This window comes from Porphyromonas uenonis DSM 23387 = JCM 13868, assembly GCF_000482365.1.
Lineage (GTDB): Bacteria > Bacteroidota > Bacteroidia > Bacteroidales > Porphyromonadaceae > Porphyromonas > Porphyromonas uenonis.
The window spans coordinates 25,375-46,672 of the sequence record NZ_AXVC01000023.1; the positions used below are offsets into that span (position 1 = coordinate 25,375).

13 protein-coding genes are annotated in these 21,298 nt (G+C 52.8%); all 13 read left to right on the forward strand.

Annotated elements, in window-relative coordinates; all coding sequences use genetic code 11:
• The first annotated feature begins 65 nt into the window (after positions 1–65).
• The gene (gene dnaA / locus L215_RS0101535; RefSeq protein WP_027451230.1) at positions 66–1,493 is read left to right on the forward strand and encodes a chromosomal replication initiator protein DnaA; all 1,428 of its coding nucleotides are present in this window, start codon (positions 66–68) and stop codon (positions 1,491–1,493) included.
• A 20-nt stretch (positions 1,494–1,513) separates the two neighbouring features.
• Positions 1,514–2,119: an acyltransferase gene (locus L215_RS0101540; RefSeq protein ID WP_025883188.1), complete on the forward strand. Its 606-nt coding sequence runs from the start codon at positions 1,514–1,516 to the stop codon at positions 2,117–2,119.
• 13 nt (positions 2,120–2,132) lie between these two features.
• Positions 2,133–2,516, forward strand: a complete 384-nt coding sequence (locus L215_RS0101545) for a thioesterase family protein (RefSeq protein WP_025883186.1) — start codon at positions 2,133–2,135, stop codon at positions 2,514–2,516.
• Between the two features lie 45 nt (positions 2,517–2,561).
• Positions 2,562–5,225 (forward strand): valine--tRNA ligase, encoded by a 2,664-nt coding sequence (locus L215_RS0101550; protein ID WP_025883184.1) that lies wholly within the window; start codon positions 2,562–2,564, stop codon positions 5,223–5,225.
• Positions 5,226–5,254: 29 nt separating this feature from the next.
• Positions 5,255–6,967, forward strand: a complete 1,713-nt coding sequence (locus L215_RS0101555) for an SWIM zinc finger family protein (RefSeq protein ID WP_025883183.1) — start codon at positions 5,255–5,257, stop codon at positions 6,965–6,967.
• A gap of 1,232 nt (positions 6,968–8,199) precedes the next feature.
• Positions 8,200–9,384 (forward strand): AAA family ATPase, encoded by a 1,185-nt coding sequence (locus tag L215_RS0101565; RefSeq protein ID WP_025883181.1) that lies wholly within the window; start codon positions 8,200–8,202, stop codon positions 9,382–9,384.
• Positions 9,385–9,437: 53 nt separating this feature from the next.
• On the forward strand, positions 9,438–13,067 hold the full coding sequence (gene nifJ / locus L215_RS0101570; protein ID WP_027451232.1) for a pyruvate:ferredoxin (flavodoxin) oxidoreductase: 3,630 nt from the start codon (positions 9,438–9,440) through the stop codon (positions 13,065–13,067).
• Between the two features lie 865 nt (positions 13,068–13,932).
• Positions 13,933–14,502, forward strand: coding sequence for an alkyl hydroperoxide reductase subunit C (ahpC, locus tag L215_RS0101575; RefSeq protein WP_025883180.1), 570 nt, complete (start codon positions 13,933–13,935; stop codon positions 14,500–14,502).
• A 269-nt stretch (positions 14,503–14,771) separates the two neighbouring features.
• The gene (gene ahpF, locus L215_RS0101580) at positions 14,772–16,325 is read left to right on the forward strand and encodes an alkyl hydroperoxide reductase subunit F (RefSeq protein WP_027451233.1); all 1,554 of its coding nucleotides are present in this window, start codon (positions 14,772–14,774) and stop codon (positions 16,323–16,325) included.
• Positions 16,326–16,669: 344 nt separating this feature from the next.
• A complete protein-coding gene (locus L215_RS0101585; protein WP_025883782.1) occupies positions 16,670–17,581 on the forward strand; it encodes an Ig-like domain-containing protein in 912 nt (303 codons plus the stop codon).
• Positions 17,582–18,202: 621 nt separating this feature from the next.
• Positions 18,203–19,159 carry an NAD(P)H-dependent flavin oxidoreductase gene (locus L215_RS0101590; protein WP_027451234.1) on the forward strand — a complete coding sequence of 319 codons (957 nt, stop codon included), beginning with the start codon at positions 18,203–18,205 and terminating at the stop codon, positions 19,157–19,159.
• An 18-nt stretch (positions 19,160–19,177) separates the two neighbouring features.
• On the forward strand, positions 19,178–20,122 hold the full coding sequence (gene dapA, locus L215_RS0101595; RefSeq protein WP_025883780.1) for a 4-hydroxy-tetrahydrodipicolinate synthase: 945 nt from the start codon (positions 19,178–19,180) through the stop codon (positions 20,120–20,122).
• Positions 20,119–21,237: a DNA replication/repair protein RecF gene (recF, locus tag L215_RS0101600; RefSeq protein WP_025883778.1), complete on the forward strand. Its 1,119-nt coding sequence runs from the start codon at positions 20,119–20,121 to the stop codon at positions 21,235–21,237. Before dapA ends, recF begins: the two co-directional genes overlap by 4 nt.
• Positions 21,238–21,298: the final 61 nt, after the last annotated feature.

A 21,298-nucleotide genomic window follows, 5' to 3' on the forward strand; every position in this document is an offset into this window, starting at 1 on the left:
TATCCTGTTGCAAAGGTAACAGTCTCATTTTACATCGACTACTATCATATATTTGACTACTTAATATGACTGACAGAGAAGCTGCCCTGCGGGCGTGGTCTGAGTGTACAGTCCTCCTCCAGGCGATGATACAGCCAGAGGTCTACAAAGCTTGGTTTCCACACATCAAGCCGGTCTCACTCATCGGAGTGGAGATGACGCTTGGTGTGCCTAGTCAGTTCTTCTGCGAGTACATCGAGACACACTTCATCAATGAGCTCAAGCAGGTGCTCCAGCGTATCGTCGGTCCTAATGTAGTCCTCAAGTACAAAGCAGTTGTAGACAGCGCAGCCTCTCATCGTAAGAACTCGTCCGTGACGCTCCCCACGCAGAGCTATGCCAGCAATGCCTACGGTGCTGCTGGCGCCTATGCAGTCAGTGCAAACGGTGCAGCTCCGGCGCTAAAGAGTGAACCTCGTCAGCTGCCAGACTTTGACTCTCAGCTCAAGCCTCAGCTCAGCTTTGCCACTTACTATCAGGGAGAGTCCAATCGCACCGCCAGCTCCATCGCACGCTCTATCGCCGAGAAGCCTGGACAAGGTGCCCTCAATCCCTGCTTTATCTATGGACCTTCGGGGGTTGGCAAGACGCACCTTTGCCACGCCATCGGGCTGCGGATCAGAGAGCTTTACCCTGACCTAAAGGTACTATACGTCTCCTCTCATATGTTTGAGATGCAGTACGTTGCTGCCACAAGAGCCAATACGACCAATGACTTTATCAACTTCTACCAGCAGATAGACGTCCTCATCATCGACGATATACAGGGGCTGATTGCCAAGAAGAAGACACAGCTTACCTTCTTCCAGGTCTTCAACCACCTCTACATGCTGGGCAAGCAGATCGTCCTGACGAGCGATACGGCACCCGTCAACCTTGCGGGGCTTGAGGAGCGTCTTATCTCACGCATAGCGGGTAGCCTGACGATAGAGATAGAGCGCCCTGACTACGACCTGCGCAAGGAGTACCTCCGCCACAAGAGCGAGGAGAGCGGTAGCATACTGCCCCGAGAGATGATCGACTACATAGCTCGCACGGTGACGAGTAGCATACGTGGTCTGCAGGGAGTTTTCTTTTCGCTTATCACCCGCGCAGCGGTGGAAGGGTGTGACATCACCTCCTCTTTCGTCAAGAAGATCGTCAGCCAGACGGTCAAGCAGGAGAAAAAAGAGATCACTGTCTCCATGATTGAGAAGACTGTGTGCGAATACTTTCACGTGCCGATAGAACTGGTGCGCAGCCGCTCGAGAAAGGCTGACGTGGCTCAGGCGAGACAGTTAATTATGTACTTTGCGAAGCGCTATACGGATCAGTCGCTCAGCGCTATCGGCGAACTGCTCGGTGGTCGCTCTCACGCTACCGTGCTACACAGTTGCAAGGTGGTAGAGGATCAGGCGGAGGTCTCAGCAGCTTATCGCTCAGATCTCAACGCTCTCGAGTCGCTGATCAAGTAATCACCCAACGCACCACCGCTATGCCCCACCCCTCCCGTACTACCGAGACTGGCTACATAGACCCTACAACGATCATTGACGAGGGAGCTCACATTGGCACTGGCACGACTATCTGGCACTTCTGCCACATCATGCACGATGCCTTCATCGGGGAGCAGTGCCATCTGGGACAAAACGTAGTCGTCCAGCCACGTGTTCATCTAGGCGACCGATGCCGTGTCCTGAATAATGTCACGCTCTTCACAGGAGTTCATTGCGAAGAGGAGGTTTTCCTGGGACCTTCGTGCGTCTTCACCAACGTGATCAACCCACGTGCGGCAGTCTCACGAAAGCACGAGTTTCGCCCTACATATATAGGTAGAGGGGCCTCTATCGGAGCCAATGCGACCATCCTCTGTGGCGTCAAGATTGGCGCTTACGCTATGATTGGAGCAGGCACGGTCGTGATCCGTGACGTGGCTCCCTACGCTCTTGTCGTGGGCAATCCCGCTCGCCAGATCGGCTGGGTGAGCCAGGAGGGACACAAGCTAGACTTTTCCGAAGGTCCTTCCTGCTACGTGGCGGAGGAGCACCGCACCTACCGTCTAAGCCCCGACGGCAACACCATAACTTACGACAACCAGTAATCGATATATGACTATGGATAATAAAGCAACTACCCTAACGAAGCAATACATCATTGAGCCTAAGCACAGTGCCGCTGAGATAGGATCGGGCGATATGCCTGTCCTCGCCACGCCTGCACTGATCGCCTTTATGGAGAACGCAGCTATGCTCCTCGCTCGCAACTATACTGAGGATGGCTCGACGACTGTCGGCACAATGATTACGACCGACCACCAGCACGCGACACCCATCGGAGAGGCGATCACGGTCACAGCTCAGCTCTCATCGATAGAGGGGCGCAAACTCACCTTTGCCATCGAGGCAACCGACCAAGCTGGCATCGTGGCTCAGGCTACGCATGAGCGTTTTATCGTCTCTCGTCAACGATTCCTCGAGCGTTTGGGTATCAAGGAGTGATATTTCAGTACCTTTGTACGCAAATATCACGACAGACTATAAGCAATGCAAGACGATTCTATCACTTCTCAGATAACTAGTGTCTACGATCCCGCAGGTGTCGAGACTAAGTGGTACCAGTATTGGCTAGACCACAAGCTCTTTGAGGCACATGTGGATCACACCAAGAAGCCCTACACGATTATCATGCCCCCGCCCAATGTGACGGGCGTGCTACACATGGGGCACATGCTCAATAATACGATCCAGGATATCCTCATCCGTCGTGCTCGCATAGCGGGTTACAACGCTTGCTGGGTGCCTGGCACCGACCACGCCTCGATCGCTACGGAGGCTAAGGTGGTAGATCAGCTTGCTAAGCAAGGTATTCAGAAGAATCAGCTCACACGAGAGGACTTCCTCAAGCATGCCTGGGAGTGGACCGACAAGTATGGTGGCATCATCCTCAGCCAGTTACGCAGACTAGGCGTATCGTGCGACTGGAGTCGCACAGCCTTCACACTAGATGAGGAGCGCTCGGAGTCGGTCATCAATGTCTTCTGCAAGCTCTACGACGAGGGACTCATCTACCGTGGCGTACGCGTGGTCAACTGGGACCCCAAGGCACAGACGGCACTCTCGGACGAGGAGGTTATCTTCAAGGAGCATCAGGGCAAGCTCTACTACCTTCGCTACTTCATCGAGGGCACAGAGGATTACATCGTCGTAGCTACGACGCGCCCCGAGACGATTATGGGCGACACGGCCGTCTGTATCAACCCGACAGATCCTCGCTACCACCATCTGCGTGGTAAGCGGGTCATCGTCCCGCTCGTAGGTCGCTCCGTCCCGATCATCGAGGATGAGTACGTAGACCTAGAGTTCGGTACGGGCTGTCTGAAGGTCACTCCCGCCCACGACATCAACGACTACCAGCTCGGCATCACGCACCAGCTGGAGACGATCGACATCTTCAACAACGACGGCACGCTCAATGAGCACGGCGGCAAGTACGCAGGTAAAGACCGCTTCGTCGTCCGCAAGGAGATCGTTGCAGACCTCAAAGAGGCTGGCTTGCTCGACCACGAGGAGGACTACAACAACCGCGTCGGCTACAGCGAGCGCACCGATGTAGCTATCGAGCCAAAGCTATCGATGCAGTGGTTCCTCAAGATGTCCGAACTAGCCAAGCCCGCTCTACAGGCAGTTCTCGAAGACTCCGTACAGCTCGTGCCCAAGAAGTTTGTCAACACCTATCGCTATTGGCTGGAGAACATCAAGGACTGGTGCATCAGCCGTCAGCTTTGGTGGGGACATCGCATACCAGCCTACTACCTGCCCAACGGTCAGTTCGTCGTAGCCGCTACCGCCGAGGAGGCTTTGGCAAAAGCTAAGCAAGAGACCGGCGACAACAGCCTAACCCTCGAACAGCTCAACCAGGAGTCAGACTGTCTCGACACATGGTTCTCCTCTTGGCTATGGCCTATCAGCCTCTTTGGCAAGATCGACGGCTCCGAGCCTACAGAAGACCTCAAATACTTCTACCCCACCTCCGTCCTAGTCACAGGGCCTGACATCCTCTTCTTCTGGGTAGCCCGTATGATCATGGCGGGGTACCACTTTATGGGTGATCGCCCCTTTGACAAGGTCTACCTAACCGGTATCGTTCGTGACGACAAAGGACGCAAGATGTCTAAGTCGCTCGGCAACTCGCCAGACCCCATTGACCTAATGGACAAGTACGGTGCCGATGGCGTGCGCCTAGGACTTATGATGGCCACTTCTGCCGGCAATGACCTTCTCTACGACGAGAGCCTTGTGGAGCAGGGACGCAACTTCTGCAATAAGATCTGGAATAGTTACCGCTTCCTCAAAACGCAAAGTGTCTCCGAAGAAGTCAAGCCAGACGCAGCTAGCCTGATAGCTATGGAGTGGTTCGAGTCGCTACTCGCCTCGACGATGAGCGAGCTAGACGACCTCTTCGACAAGTACCGCATCAGCGATGCCGTCACGCTCCTCTACAAGCTCGTCAGAGACGACTTCTCCGGCCTTTATCTAGAGGCTATCAAGCCCGCCTACGGCACCAGCATGAGCCGTGACGTCTACGAGCGAACGATTCACTACTTCGAGCAAATCTTCATCTTGCTGCATCCCTTCATGCCGTTCATCACGGAGGAGCTTTGGCAGGACGTAGCACCTCGCCAGGAGGGCGACTCCATCATGTACGCTCATCTAGACGACACGCTGCAGGCTGACAAGCAGCTACTCGCCGATATGGAGCATGCCGTCGAGCTAATCACCAAGATACGTAGCATACGCAGTGCGCATCAGATAGCGACCAAGCAGTCGCTCGCGCTCACCACCACTGGCGAGCACCCCGAGCGTCTGAGCGAGCTAGTCATCAAGCTGGCCAATCTCTCTACCTTCACCAAGGCGGATGCGCATCAGTCGGAAGAGCATACGGCCGAGCACTTCATCATCGGCACAGTCCCCTACTCTGTCGAGCTGGCAGGCGCCATTGATGTGGAGAAAACCGTGGAGCGTCTGCGTGGCGAGCTAGCGCATCAGGAGAAGTTTCTCGCAGGAGTTCGCAAGAAGCTCTCCAACGAGAAGTTTGTCGCCAATGCCAAGCCCGAAGTTGTCGCCCTCGAGCGCAAGAAAGAGAGCGACGCCCTGCTACGCATCGACGAAGTACAGCAGCAGCTCAAGCAGCTTGGCGCTACGCTCTAAGCGCCACGCTTGCTAGCCACCCCACCCCAATGGAAATCCCTCTCAGCCACTTCGAAGAGTACATCGACGAACCCATCTTAAAGCGAGGACTCTCGTACTTTAAGAAAGGGTTAGTTCACGAGCCTGCAGAGATTCGCCCAGGCGATTACGAAGCAGTCGTAGAGGGGTCCGAAGACTACACCGTAAAGCTCTCCATCAGAAATGGTGTTATCACAGAGCACTCGTGCGACTGCCCTTACGACATGGGGTCCGTCTGCGAGCACGTTGCTGCAGTGATCTTTTATCTAGAGCAAGAGGAGCTAGAACTTACTCAGAACACAAAGAAGGGAAGCACCAAAAAGGCAAAAGCCTCATCGTTTAAGCCCTCCAAGCGCAAGACTATCGCTCAGCAGGTTGACGATTTGCTTGATAAGGTGACTCTTGACGAGCTGACCCTATTCGTCCGTGAGCAAGCCACTAAGGACTCTTTATTTAGAGACTTACTGCTTGCCTCCTTTGCTCAGTACAATCCCAACGAGTCAAAAGCGCTATACGCCAAGCAGGTCAAGGCACCAATCAAGGTCGCCCGTGGTAAATACGGATATATAAATTCGTCTGGAGCTAAGTATATCAGCAAAGAGATAAGCCCTATGCTAAGCTTAGCAGAGCGTTATCTAAACCAGGGCAACCACAAGAGTGCCTTCTTCATTTGCACCGCCATAATGGATGAGTTGATCTCAGCCTTGCTGTGTGCGGACGACAGAGAGGGGGCCCTAGGAAACGCTATTTACGCAGCCTACAACACACTCTCCGCTATTGCATCTGAAGAGCCATCTGAAGGTATAAGGAGACTAATCCTCAAGTATTGCTTCACCTCTTTTGACCAGCGTACCTTCGCGGGGTGGGATTGGCATATTGGTCTCTTACAGCTTGCGGCTTGTATCCTAGATACAGAGGGCGAAGTGGAGGAGATCTTTAAGCGAATAAATAGCATACCTGAATCCGATGAGTATGAGATAAAGGAGGTTCAAAAGATCAAGTACTGCATCTTATTAGAGAAGAAGGGAACTGAAGTCGCTCAGAGGTATCTCGAGCAAAACATAGACAACCCAAGCTTCAGAGCGCGAGCTATCCAAGACGCTTTGGATCAAAAAGATTACGAGAAGGCTACCGCCTTAGCCAATGATGGCATAGAGCAAGACTTTGGGTTCCCTGGACTAATTATCGACTGGTATGACTGGCTCTTGAAGATTGCCGAGAGCCAAAACGATACCGAGAGAATTATTCTCTATGCTCGATACCTCTTACTGGAAAGCCACAACCCCAAGCGAGACTACTATCAGATACTCCAAGCGACGGTACAGCCCAAGCAATGGACCGACTTTGTTGAGACCATTATCCAAGAGGCTATGGAGCGAAAGCCATACTATAGGACCGACTTAGTAGCCTCAATCTTCATACGAGAGGAGTGGTGGAGCAGGCTCTTAGACTTAGTAAAGAAAGAGCGCAACTTAGACCAGCTAGCGAAGTACGAAAATCCCCTTGCAAAGCACTACCCTAACGAGCTAGCAGATCTCTACGCAGAGCGTATCATAAGGTACGTCAAGGATCACGTAGGAAGAGACCATTATCGCACAGCTTGCAGATATATTCGTAGAATGATCAAGCTAGGAGCTAGAGATAAGGCCGATGCAGTTATCAGCCAGTTGAGACATTCCTACGGTCAGAGGAGAGCGCTGATGGAAGAGCTGGACAAGGTCTAGAGTTATTGCTGTCGGATGAAGAGCCTCCTACTTCATCGGACAGCAATATTAGCTACTACATCAAGTGTAAGCTCAAGATAAACAACAACAAGGCAAGAATCACACTACTTATACTGATAATTGCCCAAGTCCAGTTTCTTAGCGAAGATGAGTTGTGAAACTCTTTGAAGAGCTCTAGATACTTGTCTTTTCTCCATAAAGTAAAGTAGTTGATTGGCACAATCAAAATAGACGTAACCAATATCAATGTAGCTCTATCTAGATGTGCTAACGATGCTCTCGGTATTAGTAAAGAGATTAGATTTGCAATTGTATATACAATGAGTGCAGTAAAGGCCAACATGGTCGCATCTGAAATCAGTATTACTATGCTGAGCCTTTCGTCTGTCAGACTTCTTGCTACGTCCTTGTTTAACCTGTCGTATTTCTTTTTGTTCAGTAGCCCCAGTTTGCACAGAAAGCGAATTGGAATAATCCAAACTGCTTTATGGATCAATCTCTGAGTCCAACTATGGTAAAAGAATAGACCATAATACAGTCTAGTCCATACATACACGATCTTCTTCATCTGAAAAACTGCATACATTCCAGCGCCAAGCGCAACGTAGTTGCAAATGTAGGGAAAAACTTCGTGGAGACTTTTATAATCAGCAGGACTGACGCATTATAACGGTTTTTTTAGGAGCTACGTAGCATTACTGCCCGCCCCTGATTACTCCGCCATTCACAATGATTCTCGTTTTCCTCACGAGGAAATCGGGTATCTCCACGGAGGAATCGACAAATTCTTCCGAACTTCCATTTCATTCTTCCGAAGTTTCATTTCGTTCTTCCGAACTTTTATTTCGGACCTCCGTGGGAAATGTTCGTTTTCTCGCTAGCTATTTGGCAATTCCTCCGTGAAGATCGGCAACTATAGGCTCCATGACTTGGTTTCATACGGAAGAAACTCTAGTTTCATACGGAAGAAACTCTAGTTTCATACAGGAGAAACTTCAGTTTCATACCGAGGAAACTCCAAGCAGCTCTAGGTGAAGCGGTTGGGAAGTAGCTAACAAGTGGTAATCGGTGCCTACTCATTGGTAGTCTTCTGTGGGTAACTTGTCATCTGAACGGGGCAGTTCACTCAAAACATGAAGATTTTTGCCAAGAGCACTTGTCAATTACGGAAGTTTGTGTACCTTTGCGCTACCAAGATATAGGTACCGAATTAAAACCTCAACGACAAAGTAGTGGAAGCACTCTATAGAACACACGATTACCTGCTGCGTAATCTGAGCAATCCGATACAGCGCAGCCTCTTTGGCGAGATTGACTTCTCCGCCCAGCTGATCGGTATCTATGGTTGTCGTGGCGTGGGCAAGACCACCTTCCTACTGGACTATGCTGCGAGGACTTTTGGGTTACTCAATAGGAAGTGTCTCTACGTCAATCTGAACAACTTCCTCTTTACCAGCGAGACGCTTGTAGACTTTGCCAAGGGCTTCTACGATCATGGCGGGCGGCACCTGCTGCTAGACCAAATATATAAGTACCCCTCGTGGCATGAGGATCTGCTGACCTGTACGCACTTGATGCCAGACCTGCAGATCATCTACACCACTTCAATCGTGCAGTACGACTCGGCGCTCCCCATCGAGGAGCAACTACCAGGAGCGGTCTATCGGCTAGACGGCTTCTCGCTCCGTGAGTTCATCCAGCTCAAGACGGGACTAGACCTCCCGCAGCTCTCGCTAGAGGAGATCTTGAAGAACCACGAGACCATCTCTCGTGAGATCATGGGGATGGTCAATCCGCTCAACTACTTAGCGGACTATACACACCACGGCTACTACCCTTTCTTCCTCGAGGATCGCAACTACTCGGAGAATCTCCTGAAGAATATCAACATGATGCTGGAGGTCGATGTGAGCTTCCTGCGCAATCTAGACCAGCGTCTGCTACCCAAGCTACGTAGACTACTCTACGAACTGGGACGCACGGCACCCACCTCGCCCAACGTCTCTCAGCTCTCGCAGATGATCAGCGCCTCGCGTGCTACCATCTCCAACTATATGCACATCCTCTCCGATGCGGGTCTCGTCACACAGCTATATCGTGTAGGCTCTGAGGCGACCACACGCAAGCCGGCCATGTGCTATCTGCAAAACACCAACATAGGCTATGCACTCGTCCCCGAGCCGGTGACTAGTCCTGAGCTTTACTCCACCTTCTTCCTGACGCACCTACATCATGCACACCAAGTCAATGCTGGTGGGCGGGCACAGGTACACTTCGTACTGGACGAGACTTATGAATTTCGCATTGACAAGGAGCTGGGTGGGCGCTATCGTCCCGACCGCTACTACGCAGTGCAAGGCATCCCCATGGGACATGACAATGTCATCCCACTATGGCTCTTTGGCTTTATCTACTAAAGCAACATACAGACAACAACACACAAGGGAAAAATCAATACCAATACACAGAAATGGCTAATCCAACTAAAAAGACAATGACCTGTGACGGCAACCAAGCGGCCGCACACGTCGCCTACATGTTTAGCGAGGTAGCTGCTATCTACCCTATCACCCCCTCCTCCACGATGGCGGAGTATGTCGATGAGTGGGCAGCTGCCAAGCGGAAGAACATCTTCGGCGAGATCGTCGAGGTACAGGAGATGCAGAGTGAGGCTGGTGCTGCTGGCGCTATGCACGGTGCACTACAGGCTGGTGCTCTCGGTGTCACCTTTACTGCATCTCAGGGTCTGCTCCTGATGCTACCTAATATGTACAAGGTGGCTGGTGAGCTACTCCCAGGTGTCTACCACGTAGCTGCTCGTACGATCGCTTCGCAGGCTCTCTCTATCTTCGGTGATCATCAGGACGTGATGAGCGCTCGTATGACTGGCCTTGCACAGCTCTGCACGGGCTCTGTACAGGAGGTCATGGACCTTGCAGCTGTAGCTCACCTCACAGCGATCAAGAGCCGCGTACCTTTCATCCACTTCTTCGATGGCTTCCGCACATCACACGAGATCCAGAAGATCGAGTACCTCTCTAATGAGGACCTCGAGCCACTCATTGACCAGAAGGCTCTGCGTCAGTTCCGTGAGCGTGCACTCAGTGCCCATGCTCCTGTAGTACGTGGTACTGCTCAGAACGGCGACATCTTCTTCCAGGCTCGTGAGGCGTCCAACCCCTTCTACGATGCAGTCCCCGCTATCGTACAGGACTATATGGATCAGCTGGCTGAGATCACGGGACGTCACTACCACCTCTTTGACTACTACGGAGACCCCGAGGCTGAGCACGTCGTCATCGCTATGGGCTCTGCCACAGAGGCCATCCGCGAGTCTATCGACTACCTACGCGCTCAGGGCAAGAAGGTAGGACTTGTAGCCGTACACCTCTATCGTCCATTCAGCGTAGAGCACTTCCTCGGTGCGCTACCCAAGAGCGTCAAGCGTATCGCTGTCCTCGATCGTACCAAGGAGCCAGGAGCCGCTGGGGATCCGCTCTACCTCGATGTCAAGAACGCTCTCTACACACAGCCCAACGCTCCGCTAGTTGTAGGCGGTCGCTACGGTCTATCAAGCAAGGACACGACACCCGCTCAGATCATCGCCGTCTTTGACAATCTAGCGATGAACGAGCCAAAGGATCAGTTCACCGTTGGTATCGTCGACGACGTTACCTTCAAGTCTCTTCCTCTAGGCAAGGAGGTCGAGCTCGAGAGCGATGCTTACGAGGCTAAGTTCTTCGGACTAGGTGCTGATGGTACGGTCGGTGCAAATAAGAACTCCGTCAAGATCATTGGCGAAAACACCAACAAGTACTGCCAAGCTTACTTCGCTTACGACTCTAAGAAGAGCGGAGGCTTTACCGCCTCTCACCTACGCTTCGGCGATCAGCCCATCCGTAGTACCTATCTAGTCGTACGCCCCAACTTCGTCGCTTGCCACGTACCCGCTTATCTACGCATGTACGACGTCCTCGCAGGTCTTCGCAAGGGTGGTACGTTCCTCCTCAACTCTGTCTGGGATCTAGACAGCATCGAGGAGCACCTACCTAACCACATCAAGCGTTACCTCGCTGAGAACGAGATCTCCTTCTACATGATCAACGCTACCGAGATCGCTCAGCGCATTGGTCTAGGCAACCGCACTAACACGATCCTGCAGAGTGCCTTCTTCAAGATCTCTGGCGTCATCCCTTACGATCTAGCCGTAGAGCAGATGAAGAAGTTCATCGTCAAGTCTTACTCTCGCAAGGGTGAGGAGATTGTCAATAAGAACTTCGCAGCTGTCGACGAGGGAGCCAACGTTATCCAGGTTCCCGTCAAGGCTGAGTGGGCTAACCTACCCGACGAGCCTGCAGTCGAGCATGCTGGCGACACCGACTTCGTACGCAACGTGGTACGCGTCATCAATGCTCAGCGTGGTGACTCACTCCCCGTCTCTGCCTTCACAGGTCGCGAGGATGGTACCTGGGACTCTGGTACGGCCGACTCGGAGAAGCGTGGCGTCTCTGACCTCGTACCTGTATGGATCGAGGACAACTGTATCCAGTGCAACCAGTGCGCTTTCGTCTGTCCTCACGCTACGATCCGTCCATTCCTACTCAACGAGAAGGAGGCTCAGGGTACCGACGTAGCGCTACTCGACGCTACGGGCAAGGGCTTCAAGGAGGCTGGCCTCAAGTTCCGCATTCAGGTCAACTACCTCGACTGTCTCGGTTGCGCCAACTGCGTCAACACCTGTCCAGGCAATAAGCAGGGCAAGGCGCTCAAGATGGTGCACCTCAACGAAGTTCGCGACAAGCAGTGCGACTGGGACTACATGCGTCATCAGGTGACCAACAAGTCTTACATGGTCGACGTACAGTCCAACGTCAAGAACTCGCAGTTTGCACAGCCTCTCTTTGAGTACTCTGGAGCTTGCTCTGGTTGTGGTGAGACACCTTATGTCAAGCTACTAACGCAACTCTTCGGCACTCGTCAGGTTGTGGCAAACGCTACGGGTTGCTCCTCTATCTACTCAGCCTCAGCGCCCTCTACTCCCTACACGACCAATGAGCGTGGCGAGGGCCCCGCATGGGCTAACTCTCTCTTTGAGGACAATGCTGAGTTTGGTATGGGTATGTACATCGCCTCTAACTCGAACCGCAACCGCCTCGTGCACCTCGTCAAGGAGGTCCTAGAGGAGGGTAAGGAGCCTATTAGCGATGAGCTACGCCAGCTACTCAGCGAGTGGGTCGAGCAGCGCTTCGATGGCGATGCTTCACAGCAGCTCAGCTACAAGATCCTACCTCTGCTCGATGCTGAGTCTAAGGGTCACATGCACTACATCTACAACCTGCGTCATCACTTCGTCAAGCCCTCACAGTGGATCATCGGTGGTGATGGATGGGCATACGATATCGGCTTCGGTGGCCTCGACCACGTACTCGCTTCGGGCAAGAACGTCAACGTCCTCGTACTCGACACAGAGGTTTACTCTAATACGGGTGGACAGTCTTCTAAGAGTACGCCTCTAGGCGCTATCGCTAAGTTTGCCGCATCAGGTAAGCGTGTCCGCAAGAAGGATCTAGGTCTCATCGCGACCACCTACGGCTACGTCTATGTAGCTCAGATCGCTATGGGAGCCAACCCCGCTCAGACGCTCAAGGTACTCCGCGAGGCTGAGGCTTATGAGGGTCCATCACTCGTGATCGCTTACTCACCCTGTATCTCACACGGACTCAAGGGTGGTATGGGCAATGCACAGAACGAGCAGAAGCGCGCCGTAGAGTGTGGTTACTGGCACCTCTGGCACCACGACCCACGTCGTGAGCAGGAGGGCAAGAACCCCTTCGTACTCGACAGCAAGGAGCCAGACTTCACGAAGTTTAAGGACTTCCTCAAGGGCGAGGTACGCTACGCTTCACTCTTCAAGATGTACCCAGAGATTGCTGAGGAGCTAGCCAACGAGTCACTCCGCTCCGCTTACAAGCGCTACAGCACCTACGTACGTATCTCATCTACCGAGTGGGAAAACAACTACGGTCCTCTCGCTGACATCCTTGATGCCAAGCCCGAGCCCACCACGCCTGAAGAGGTACATGCCGTAGACCTCACCTAGTCTGTCTGACTATCCCGAGCCTGTGGCGTAAGCCCAGCAGGCTTCCCAACATAGCAAAGCCGTGTAGCCATCCGAGCTACACGGCTTTTGTTGTGTGCTTGTCCTCATGAGACTGTTGCAAAAGGCAACAGTCTCACAATCTTGCAAGCAAGATTGTCCAAACTTTGCAGAAAGGATGAAGCGCAAGGCGCTGAGGGTGAGGTCTGAAGGGAGCATACCTCCGTATGTGACCGAAGCCGAATCCCGAAAGCAACACAGCGATTCGCCTTTATGCAACAGTCTCCTCATCTTCGTGCCACAACAAACGGGAAACAGGCCGTCTCTCCCACACCCTCCTAAGAGTTCCTCCGCTGGAACTAAAGAGTTCCTCCGCTGGAACTGAAAAGTTCCTCCCTTGGAACTAAAAAGTTCCAAGAGGGGAACAACTTTTGGAACTCGTATCTATCACGAGTTCAGCACGGTAAAAACAGCAAGACGACTAATGACTTGTAGGAGCGCTCGGCAATAAGCGCCTCAAGAGCTCTAGCCGTCAGCCAGTCAATAGCGAGTCTCGTCTCACTGACTCGGCCAACGAGGGGCTCTCATTTAGCAAACCTTAAATAGCCATTTAGGAGGCTCTACGGGAGTAGGGCTTTCCTCTCCGTACGGGCGCAGTCTATGTCCATACGGGTGAAGCTTTAGTGTGATAGGTAAGAAAGAAACTCCTGTTTCACCAGAGGAAAGGACTCGCTCTCAGGAAAATACCTTGTTCTAGGTATGCGGTTTGCTTTTTATTTCAGGGGCTTACCCCTATCTTTGTAGCTGTTGGTGGGGATGTCCGACCGACGGCAATAAATCTTTATCCAAAACTTAGATGCAAATGACTATGCAACCTATTATCAACAGCAACTTACCAGAGTTCAAAGTACCCGCATATACCAAGTCCAAGGGCTTTCACGAGGTCTCTAACGAGGATCTCAAGGGGCGCTGGAGCGTACTCTTCTTCTATCCTGGCGACTTTACCTTCGTATGTCCTACGGAGCTGGCTGACCTTGCCGACAACTATGCTGAGTTTCAGCAGATCGGCGTGGACATCTACTCTGTGAGCACTGACTCGCACTTCGTTCACAAGGCTTGGCAGGATGCTAGCGAGGCGGTCAAGAAGGTGCAGTACACGATGCTCGCTGACATGCGCTTCGAGTTGGCTCGTGCCTTCGGCGTGATGATCGAGGAGGCTGGGCAGGCTTATCGTGGCACTTTTCTCATTGATCCTGACGGCAAGGTGCGTGTGGCTGAGATCCATGACAACGGCATAGGCCGTGACGCTCAGGAGCTACTGCGCAAGGTGCGCGCTGCTCAGTTTATCTATGAGCACCCAGGTGAGGTGTGCCCCGCTAAGTGGAGACAAGGCGATGCAACCCTCAAGCCCAGTATAGACCTAGTTGGTAAGATCTAACACCTAGATCTACAAGAGACTGTTGCATAAAGGCGAATCGCTGTGTTGCTTTCGGGATTCGGCTTCGGTCACATACGTAGGTATGCTCCCTTCAGACCTCACCCTCAGCGCCTTGCGTTTCATCCTTTCTGCAAAGTCTAGACAATCTTGCAAGCAAGATTGTGAGACTGTTGACTTTGCAACAGTCTCACATATCAAGACGAGAGGGTTGTGTCGTATACTCACACGAGTGGCACAGCCCTCTACTCTTTCTAAAAAACAGCACAACCATGAGACTAGACCAAGATACCCTACAGCAACTGCAAAGCATCTTTGCCTCGCTAAAGCATCGATACACGCTCAGAGCGAAGGCTCCCGAGGGCGACCACTACGGCGAGCTAGAGCAGCTCCTCGGCGACTTCGCCTCAACCTCCCCACAGCTATCTCTAGAGATGAGCGTGGGCGACAAGCTAAGCGTGGAGATACTGCGTGACGACCAGCCCACGGGGATAACCTTTAGAGCGATCCCCTCGGGGCATGAGTTTAGCAGTCTGATATTGGCCATATACAATGCGGATGGTCAGGGGAAGAACCTCCCCGATGCGGCGATCTGCGAGAAGATTCGTTCGCTACGCAAGCCTATTCACCTGCGCAGCTACATTTCGCTCAGCTGTACCAACTGCCCCGACGTGGTGCAGAGCCTTAACCTAATCACGCTCATCGCTGGTGAGGGAGTGACCCACGAGATGGTCGACGGAGCTCTCTACACGGAGGAGGCTAAGGAGCTAAACATATCGGCCGTACCGACGGTCTACCAGGGAGATCAGGTGCTACATATAGGCAAGAGTTCGCTGGGTGAGCTACTCGGCAAGCTAGCCGATGCTGTCGGAGTGGAGCCATCATCCGTCACGGCAGCGCGCAAGGAGTATGACCAGATCGTCATCGGTGGTGGCCCTGCTGGCGCAGCTGCTGCGCTATACTCGGCTCGCAAGGGACTGCACGTGGCACTGGTGGCGGACCGCATGGGTGGTCAGGTAAATGAGACGACGGCTATCGAAAACGTTCCCTCCGTGCTTCACACGACAGGTACGCAGCTCGCCGAAGATCTGCGCCAGCATGTGCTACACTACCACGTAGAGATACTAGAGCAGAGACATGTCGAGCAGATCAAGCTGGTCGACACCCAGAAGGAGGTAGTCACTTCGCTCGGCGAGACGCTCGTGGCGCCGCAAGTGATCATCGCCACTGGAGCTTCCTGGCGTAAGCTAGGTGTGCCAGGTGAGGCGGAGCATATTGGTCGCGGGGTGGCCTTCTGTCCTCACTGCGATGGACCGTTCTTCAAGGGGCAAGATATAGCGGTCGTGGGCGGTGGCAACTCAGGCATTGAGGCGGCTATCGACTTGGCGGGCATCTGCAAGCATGTGACCGTTTTGGAGTTTATGGAGAGCCTAAAAGCAGACACTGTGCTACAGGAGCAACTGGCCAAGCTACCGAACGTGACAGTCCACACGAACGTAGCAACGGAAGAGGTCATCGGCGACGGTAGCAAAGTGTCCGCACTGCGCATAGCACCCCGTGACGGGAGTGCTCCCTTCGAGCTAGCTGTCGCTGGGGTCTTCGTGCAGATCGGGCTCAAGGCGAATACAGATGTCTTCGACGGTTTGGTTGAGCGCAACCGCATGGGCGAGATCGTCATCGACGACCACTGTCGCAGTTCAGTGCCTGGTATCTATGCCGCAGGCGACTGTGCCAGCATCCCCTACAAGCAGGTGGTGATCGCTATGGGCGAGGGTGCCAAGGCTTCTCTCTCTGCTTTCGACGATCGCATCCGCACGCAAGGGTAAAGCTGACTTTTGTCCCCACATTAGCGTGGAAGCCTCTTGGCATCATTGTCTTAGTGCCAAGAGAGCCTGTAAGTTGTGCGTCCTCTACTTGAGACTGTTGCATAAAGGCGAATCGCTGTGTTGCTTTCGGGATTCGGCTTCGGTCACATACGGAGGTATGCTCCCTTCAGACCTCACCCTCAGCGCCTTGCGCTTCATCCTTTCTGCAAAGTCAGGACAATCTTGCTTGCAAGATTGTGAGACTGTTGACTTTTGCAACAGTCTCTACTTGCATAGCTTCCGAAAAGGCTATATCTTTGTAGCACTATTTGGTTTGAATCACATCACTTTAATACTATAATCTCATGACACAAAAGAAACTCATCACCCTCGTCACCATACTGATATGCTGTATAGGACTAGGTGCCTGCAAGGAAAAGGACAAACCCGCTGATGTAAAGATCAGCGTCCCCGAATCGCTAGAGCTACTAGTCGGCGATACAGAAGAGCTCGAAGTAGCCGTCTACCCAAAGGGTGTCAAGCCGACCTTTGAATCCTCAAATACGCAAGTAGCTACCGTATGTGCTAAGGGAGTTATCAAGGCTATTGCTGAGGGAACTGCAGATATCAAGACAACCGCTGGAAACGTATCTAAGGTCACTAAAGTCTCTGTGCTCAAAAAAATTTCTGTAGACAAATCTCGCTACCTAGGAATTGATGCACCAGCCGATAAGCAGAAGTTCTTTGCGCCTATATACATTCCTGAGCTCAAAGACTTCAAGCCAAACAATATTGCCCTCTTTAAGTCTGCTCTACGCCCCTATGGTTGGATCTTTAAGCCTTACGAAGATGATCTTAAATGTAAAGTGTTATACTATTTTGAGTCTCCTAGGAAGCTAGATAAAAATGGCAAGGAGATCCCCGAACAATATCAGTTCTGCATGGATGCGCTCGTCTACTACCACACACCACAGGACCCTGGGGCTCCTGTCTACATCCAGCTTATACCAAACAAATTATACCCTAAGGACTATATGGCAGATCCCAGCACGTTTACCGATCCTCAGGATCTAGAGCAGCAAAATGCACTACTAGAGATCGTAAAGCACTATGGCTTCACAGAGGATGCCAAGTTTACAAGGCTGGGAGGAGATAGTGCTTACGTAGCTTACAATACGAAGTTCGATCCAGAGACACCGCTCAGAGGAGCTATGTTTACCGTAAAAGCCGGTGGACGGTATGAGCTCTACTTCCAGATCAGCTACGGTCGGAGATAATGCCCCGAGGGACTAACCCTCCCCCGACACGAAAAAGAGACTCCCCTCAGCCGGATACGATCCGACCGAGGGGAGTCTCTCTCTTATTGGCTCTATCGCAGAGACGCTTAACCCAGCACTTGCAGGGCTAGATCTCTATGTCCGCAATAGTTGGGCGAGCGTGGGCTGCTTTTTTGTCAAAAGATCGACGAATTCAATTCAGTCGTATTTGATAGTTGAATCTACGAGTGGCCGTATGGGGCGGACAGGTCTGACGCATTATAAAAATGAGTCCATTTCAATTCCTACCTAGGAATTGCCCAAATTCCTCCGTAGATATTTTTGATTTGCTACCTAGGAAATGAGCAAATTCTTCGGACTTATTTTTTGATTCCTCCGAAGTTTCATTTGATTCCTCCGAAGAATTTTTTATTTCCTAGGTAGGAATTCAATTCTTCGGGAGAAAGGTATAATTCGTGAGGTTCCGTAGACACTCTGTAGGGATTCGACCCGTGTATCCCTAGCTATCGTCATGTGTAGCTTCTAGACGACTGGTTATCATGCGTCAGCCCTGTGGTGGCGGATATGTGGGCTGATTTGCGTAGCTTTGTGCAGGAAGTTTGAATTTTGAATTGAGACAATATGAAGAATAGACTCTGCGACCTGCTAGGCATTCGCTACCCGATCATCGCTGGCGGTATGGTCTGGTGTAGCGGTTGGCGGCTGGCATCGGCTGTGAGCAATGCGGGGGGACTGGGCCTTCTGGGGGCTGGCTCGATGTACCCGGAGGTGCTACGCGAACATATAGCCCGTTGCCGTGAGGCTACGGATCGACCTTTTGGGGTTAATGTGCCGCTGCTCTATCCTGAGATTGATACGTTGATCCAGATCATTATCGAGGAGCAGGTGCCTATCGTAGTTACCTCGGCGGGTAGTCCCAAGCGCTTTACTCCTCTCCTCCATGAGCACGGTATCAAGGTGATGCATGTGGTCAGCAGTACGAAGTTTGCGGTCAAGTGCCAAGAGGCGGGTGTCGATGCGGTGATTGCTGAGGGCTTTGAGGCTGGTGGTCACAACGGTCGTGAGGAGACAACGACGCTGGCGCTGATACCGGCTGTGGCGCAGGCTATTGACCTGCCCCTTGTGGCGGCTGGCGGGATAGCTTCGGGGCGCTCTATCTTGGCGGCTCAGAGCCTAGGTGCTGAGGGGGTGCAGATCGGGACGCTCTTTGCGCTGAGTGAGGAGAGTAGCGCGCATGCGGCTTTTAAGGAAGCGTGCGTCAAGAGTGACGAGGGGGACACGATATTGACCCTCAAGGAGCTCGCTCCGACACGCTTGCTGAAGAACGACTTTTACCAACAGGTGGCCAGCCTGCAAGCTCGGGGCGCCTCTGCCGATGAGCTACGAGAGCTACTCGGACGGGCTAGGGCTAAGCGCGGTATCTTCGAGGGGGACCTGGCGGAGGGCGAGCTAGAGATTGGCCAGGTGGCTGCGCAGATAGAGCAGGTGCAACCGGTGGCTCAGATCTTCGACCAATTGATTGCTGAGTACAATGCGGCTCGTGCGGAGCTGCTCGATATGAACTGGACAAATTGCTAAGGACTATACCTTATATATATGTACGACAAATATACTTACCATCCTTATCGCCATCTGACGGGTGCTGGCGTGGCGTTGATAACTCCATTTCTAGAGAATGGACAGGTGGACTCGGCTTCGCTGAGCCGTCTGACAGAGCATGTGGTCTCGGGCGGATGCGACTTTGTGGTGCTACTCGGCACTACGGGCGAGTCGCCTACGGTCGTTTATCCTGAGCGGTTACTACTGATCGATGTGGTGCGACGCACGATCGATGGGCGCTGTCCACTGGTGATCGGTGTCGGGAGCAATAATACGCAGGATCTGTGCCAGCGTATGAGCGATCCGATCTATGAGAATGTCGATGCGATCCTCTCGGTGGTACCTTATTATAATAAGCCGACGCAGGAGGGGCTGTACCTGCACTTCATGGCTGTTGCCGAGGCGAGCAAGAAGCCGATCATACTGTACAACATCCCCTCGCGTACGGGTTGCGACCTACAGCCCGAGACGGTGGCTCGGCTACAGCGTGACTCGGCAAAGATCATCGGTATCAAGGAGGCTTCGGGGCATGTGGAGCGGATTGGTGAGATTCGTGAGCTATGCCGTCCTGACTTGCTGGTCTACTCGGGCGATGACCATCTGACGAAAGATATCATTCGTGCTGGAGGCGATGGAGTCGTCTCGGTCGTGGCTAACGCTTACCCGCAAGCGATCAAAGCGCTTGTCTCGGCTCTAATTACGGAGCAGCGGGAGCAGGCGGATGAGATTGATGCGCTCTTTACGGAGATGTATCAGTTGCTCTTTAAGGAGGGCAATCCTGTGGGCATCAAGGGCTTGCTGCATACCATTCAGCTCATAGAGACCTGTGCGGTGCGCCTGCCGCTTTGCCACGCTACGAAGCAGCTCACGAGCCGACTACGTACGGCACACGAAGAGCTACTAGTACCCCTGCAGCAGTTAGGAATAGAGCCTAAACTATGATCCTGAGTTCGCTGAGTGTCATCAACTTTAAGAATGTCGCGACGGCAAACTGTCACTTTGCCCCCAAGCTCAACTGCTTCTTCGGGGGCAATGGGATGGGCAAGACCAATCTTCTAGATGCTATCCACTACCTCTCGGTGGTGCGTGGCCATCTAGGTACGACTGACCGCTACGCCATACGCCACGGGGCACAGGAGGCAATCATCCAGGGCGAGTACCTATGGGACGATGGGCAGGAGGACAAGATCAGTCTGCGCATCTCTGCCGAGCGGAGCAAGCAGCTCTCTCGCAATGGGCGTCTCTACAAGCGTCACAGCGACCATATAGGGCGCTACCCGCTGGTTATCATTTCGCCACATGATCAGAGACTCATACGTGGTGGAAGCGACGAACGCAGACGCTCTGTGGACCGTATCCTCTCACAGCAAGATGCGACCTATCTAGCGAACTTGATCAACTACAACAGAGCTCTCGACCAGCGCAACAATATGCTGCGCAACCAGATCCACGAGCCAGCTCTGATGGATATCCTCGAGGAGACCTTAGCAACGACAGGTCTGACGGTCACGACGATGCGACAAGCTTATGTCGAGAAGCTCGTCCCCACCTTCGATCAGATCTACCAGCACCTAGCTGCGGGCGTAGAGCGTGCGGTCCTATCCTTTAGCGCTGGGAGTGCCAGCACTGCCGAGGCGCAGCTACGCATACTGCGCAATGGTCGTCAGCGGGACTACGAGTATGGCTTCACGGCGACCGGTTGCCACAGAGATGACTTTGAGATGCTCCTCGGAGAGAACCTGATGCGCAAGATAGGCTCCGAAGGACAAAACAAGACTTACCTCATCGCCTACAAGCTAGCTGAGTACCGCTATCTGCAGCAACACTTGACGAATCAGACGGCTCCCCTACTCCTCCTCGATGACATCTTTGACAAGCTAGACAGCGACCGTGTGGAGCGCATCGTAGAGCTCGTCGCTACGGACACTTTCGGGCAGATCTTTATCACCGACACGAACCGCAAGTACCTCGACGAGATCATCTCCTCGAAGCAAGTTCCCTATCGTCTCTTCCAGATCCAGGAGGGTTCCCCGACAGAAGTCACCGCAGGATGCTAGTCATTCTGCAAGAAAAGAGCACTCTTGTGGCTTGAAAAAAGGACTTTAGCGCAAAGTCTTG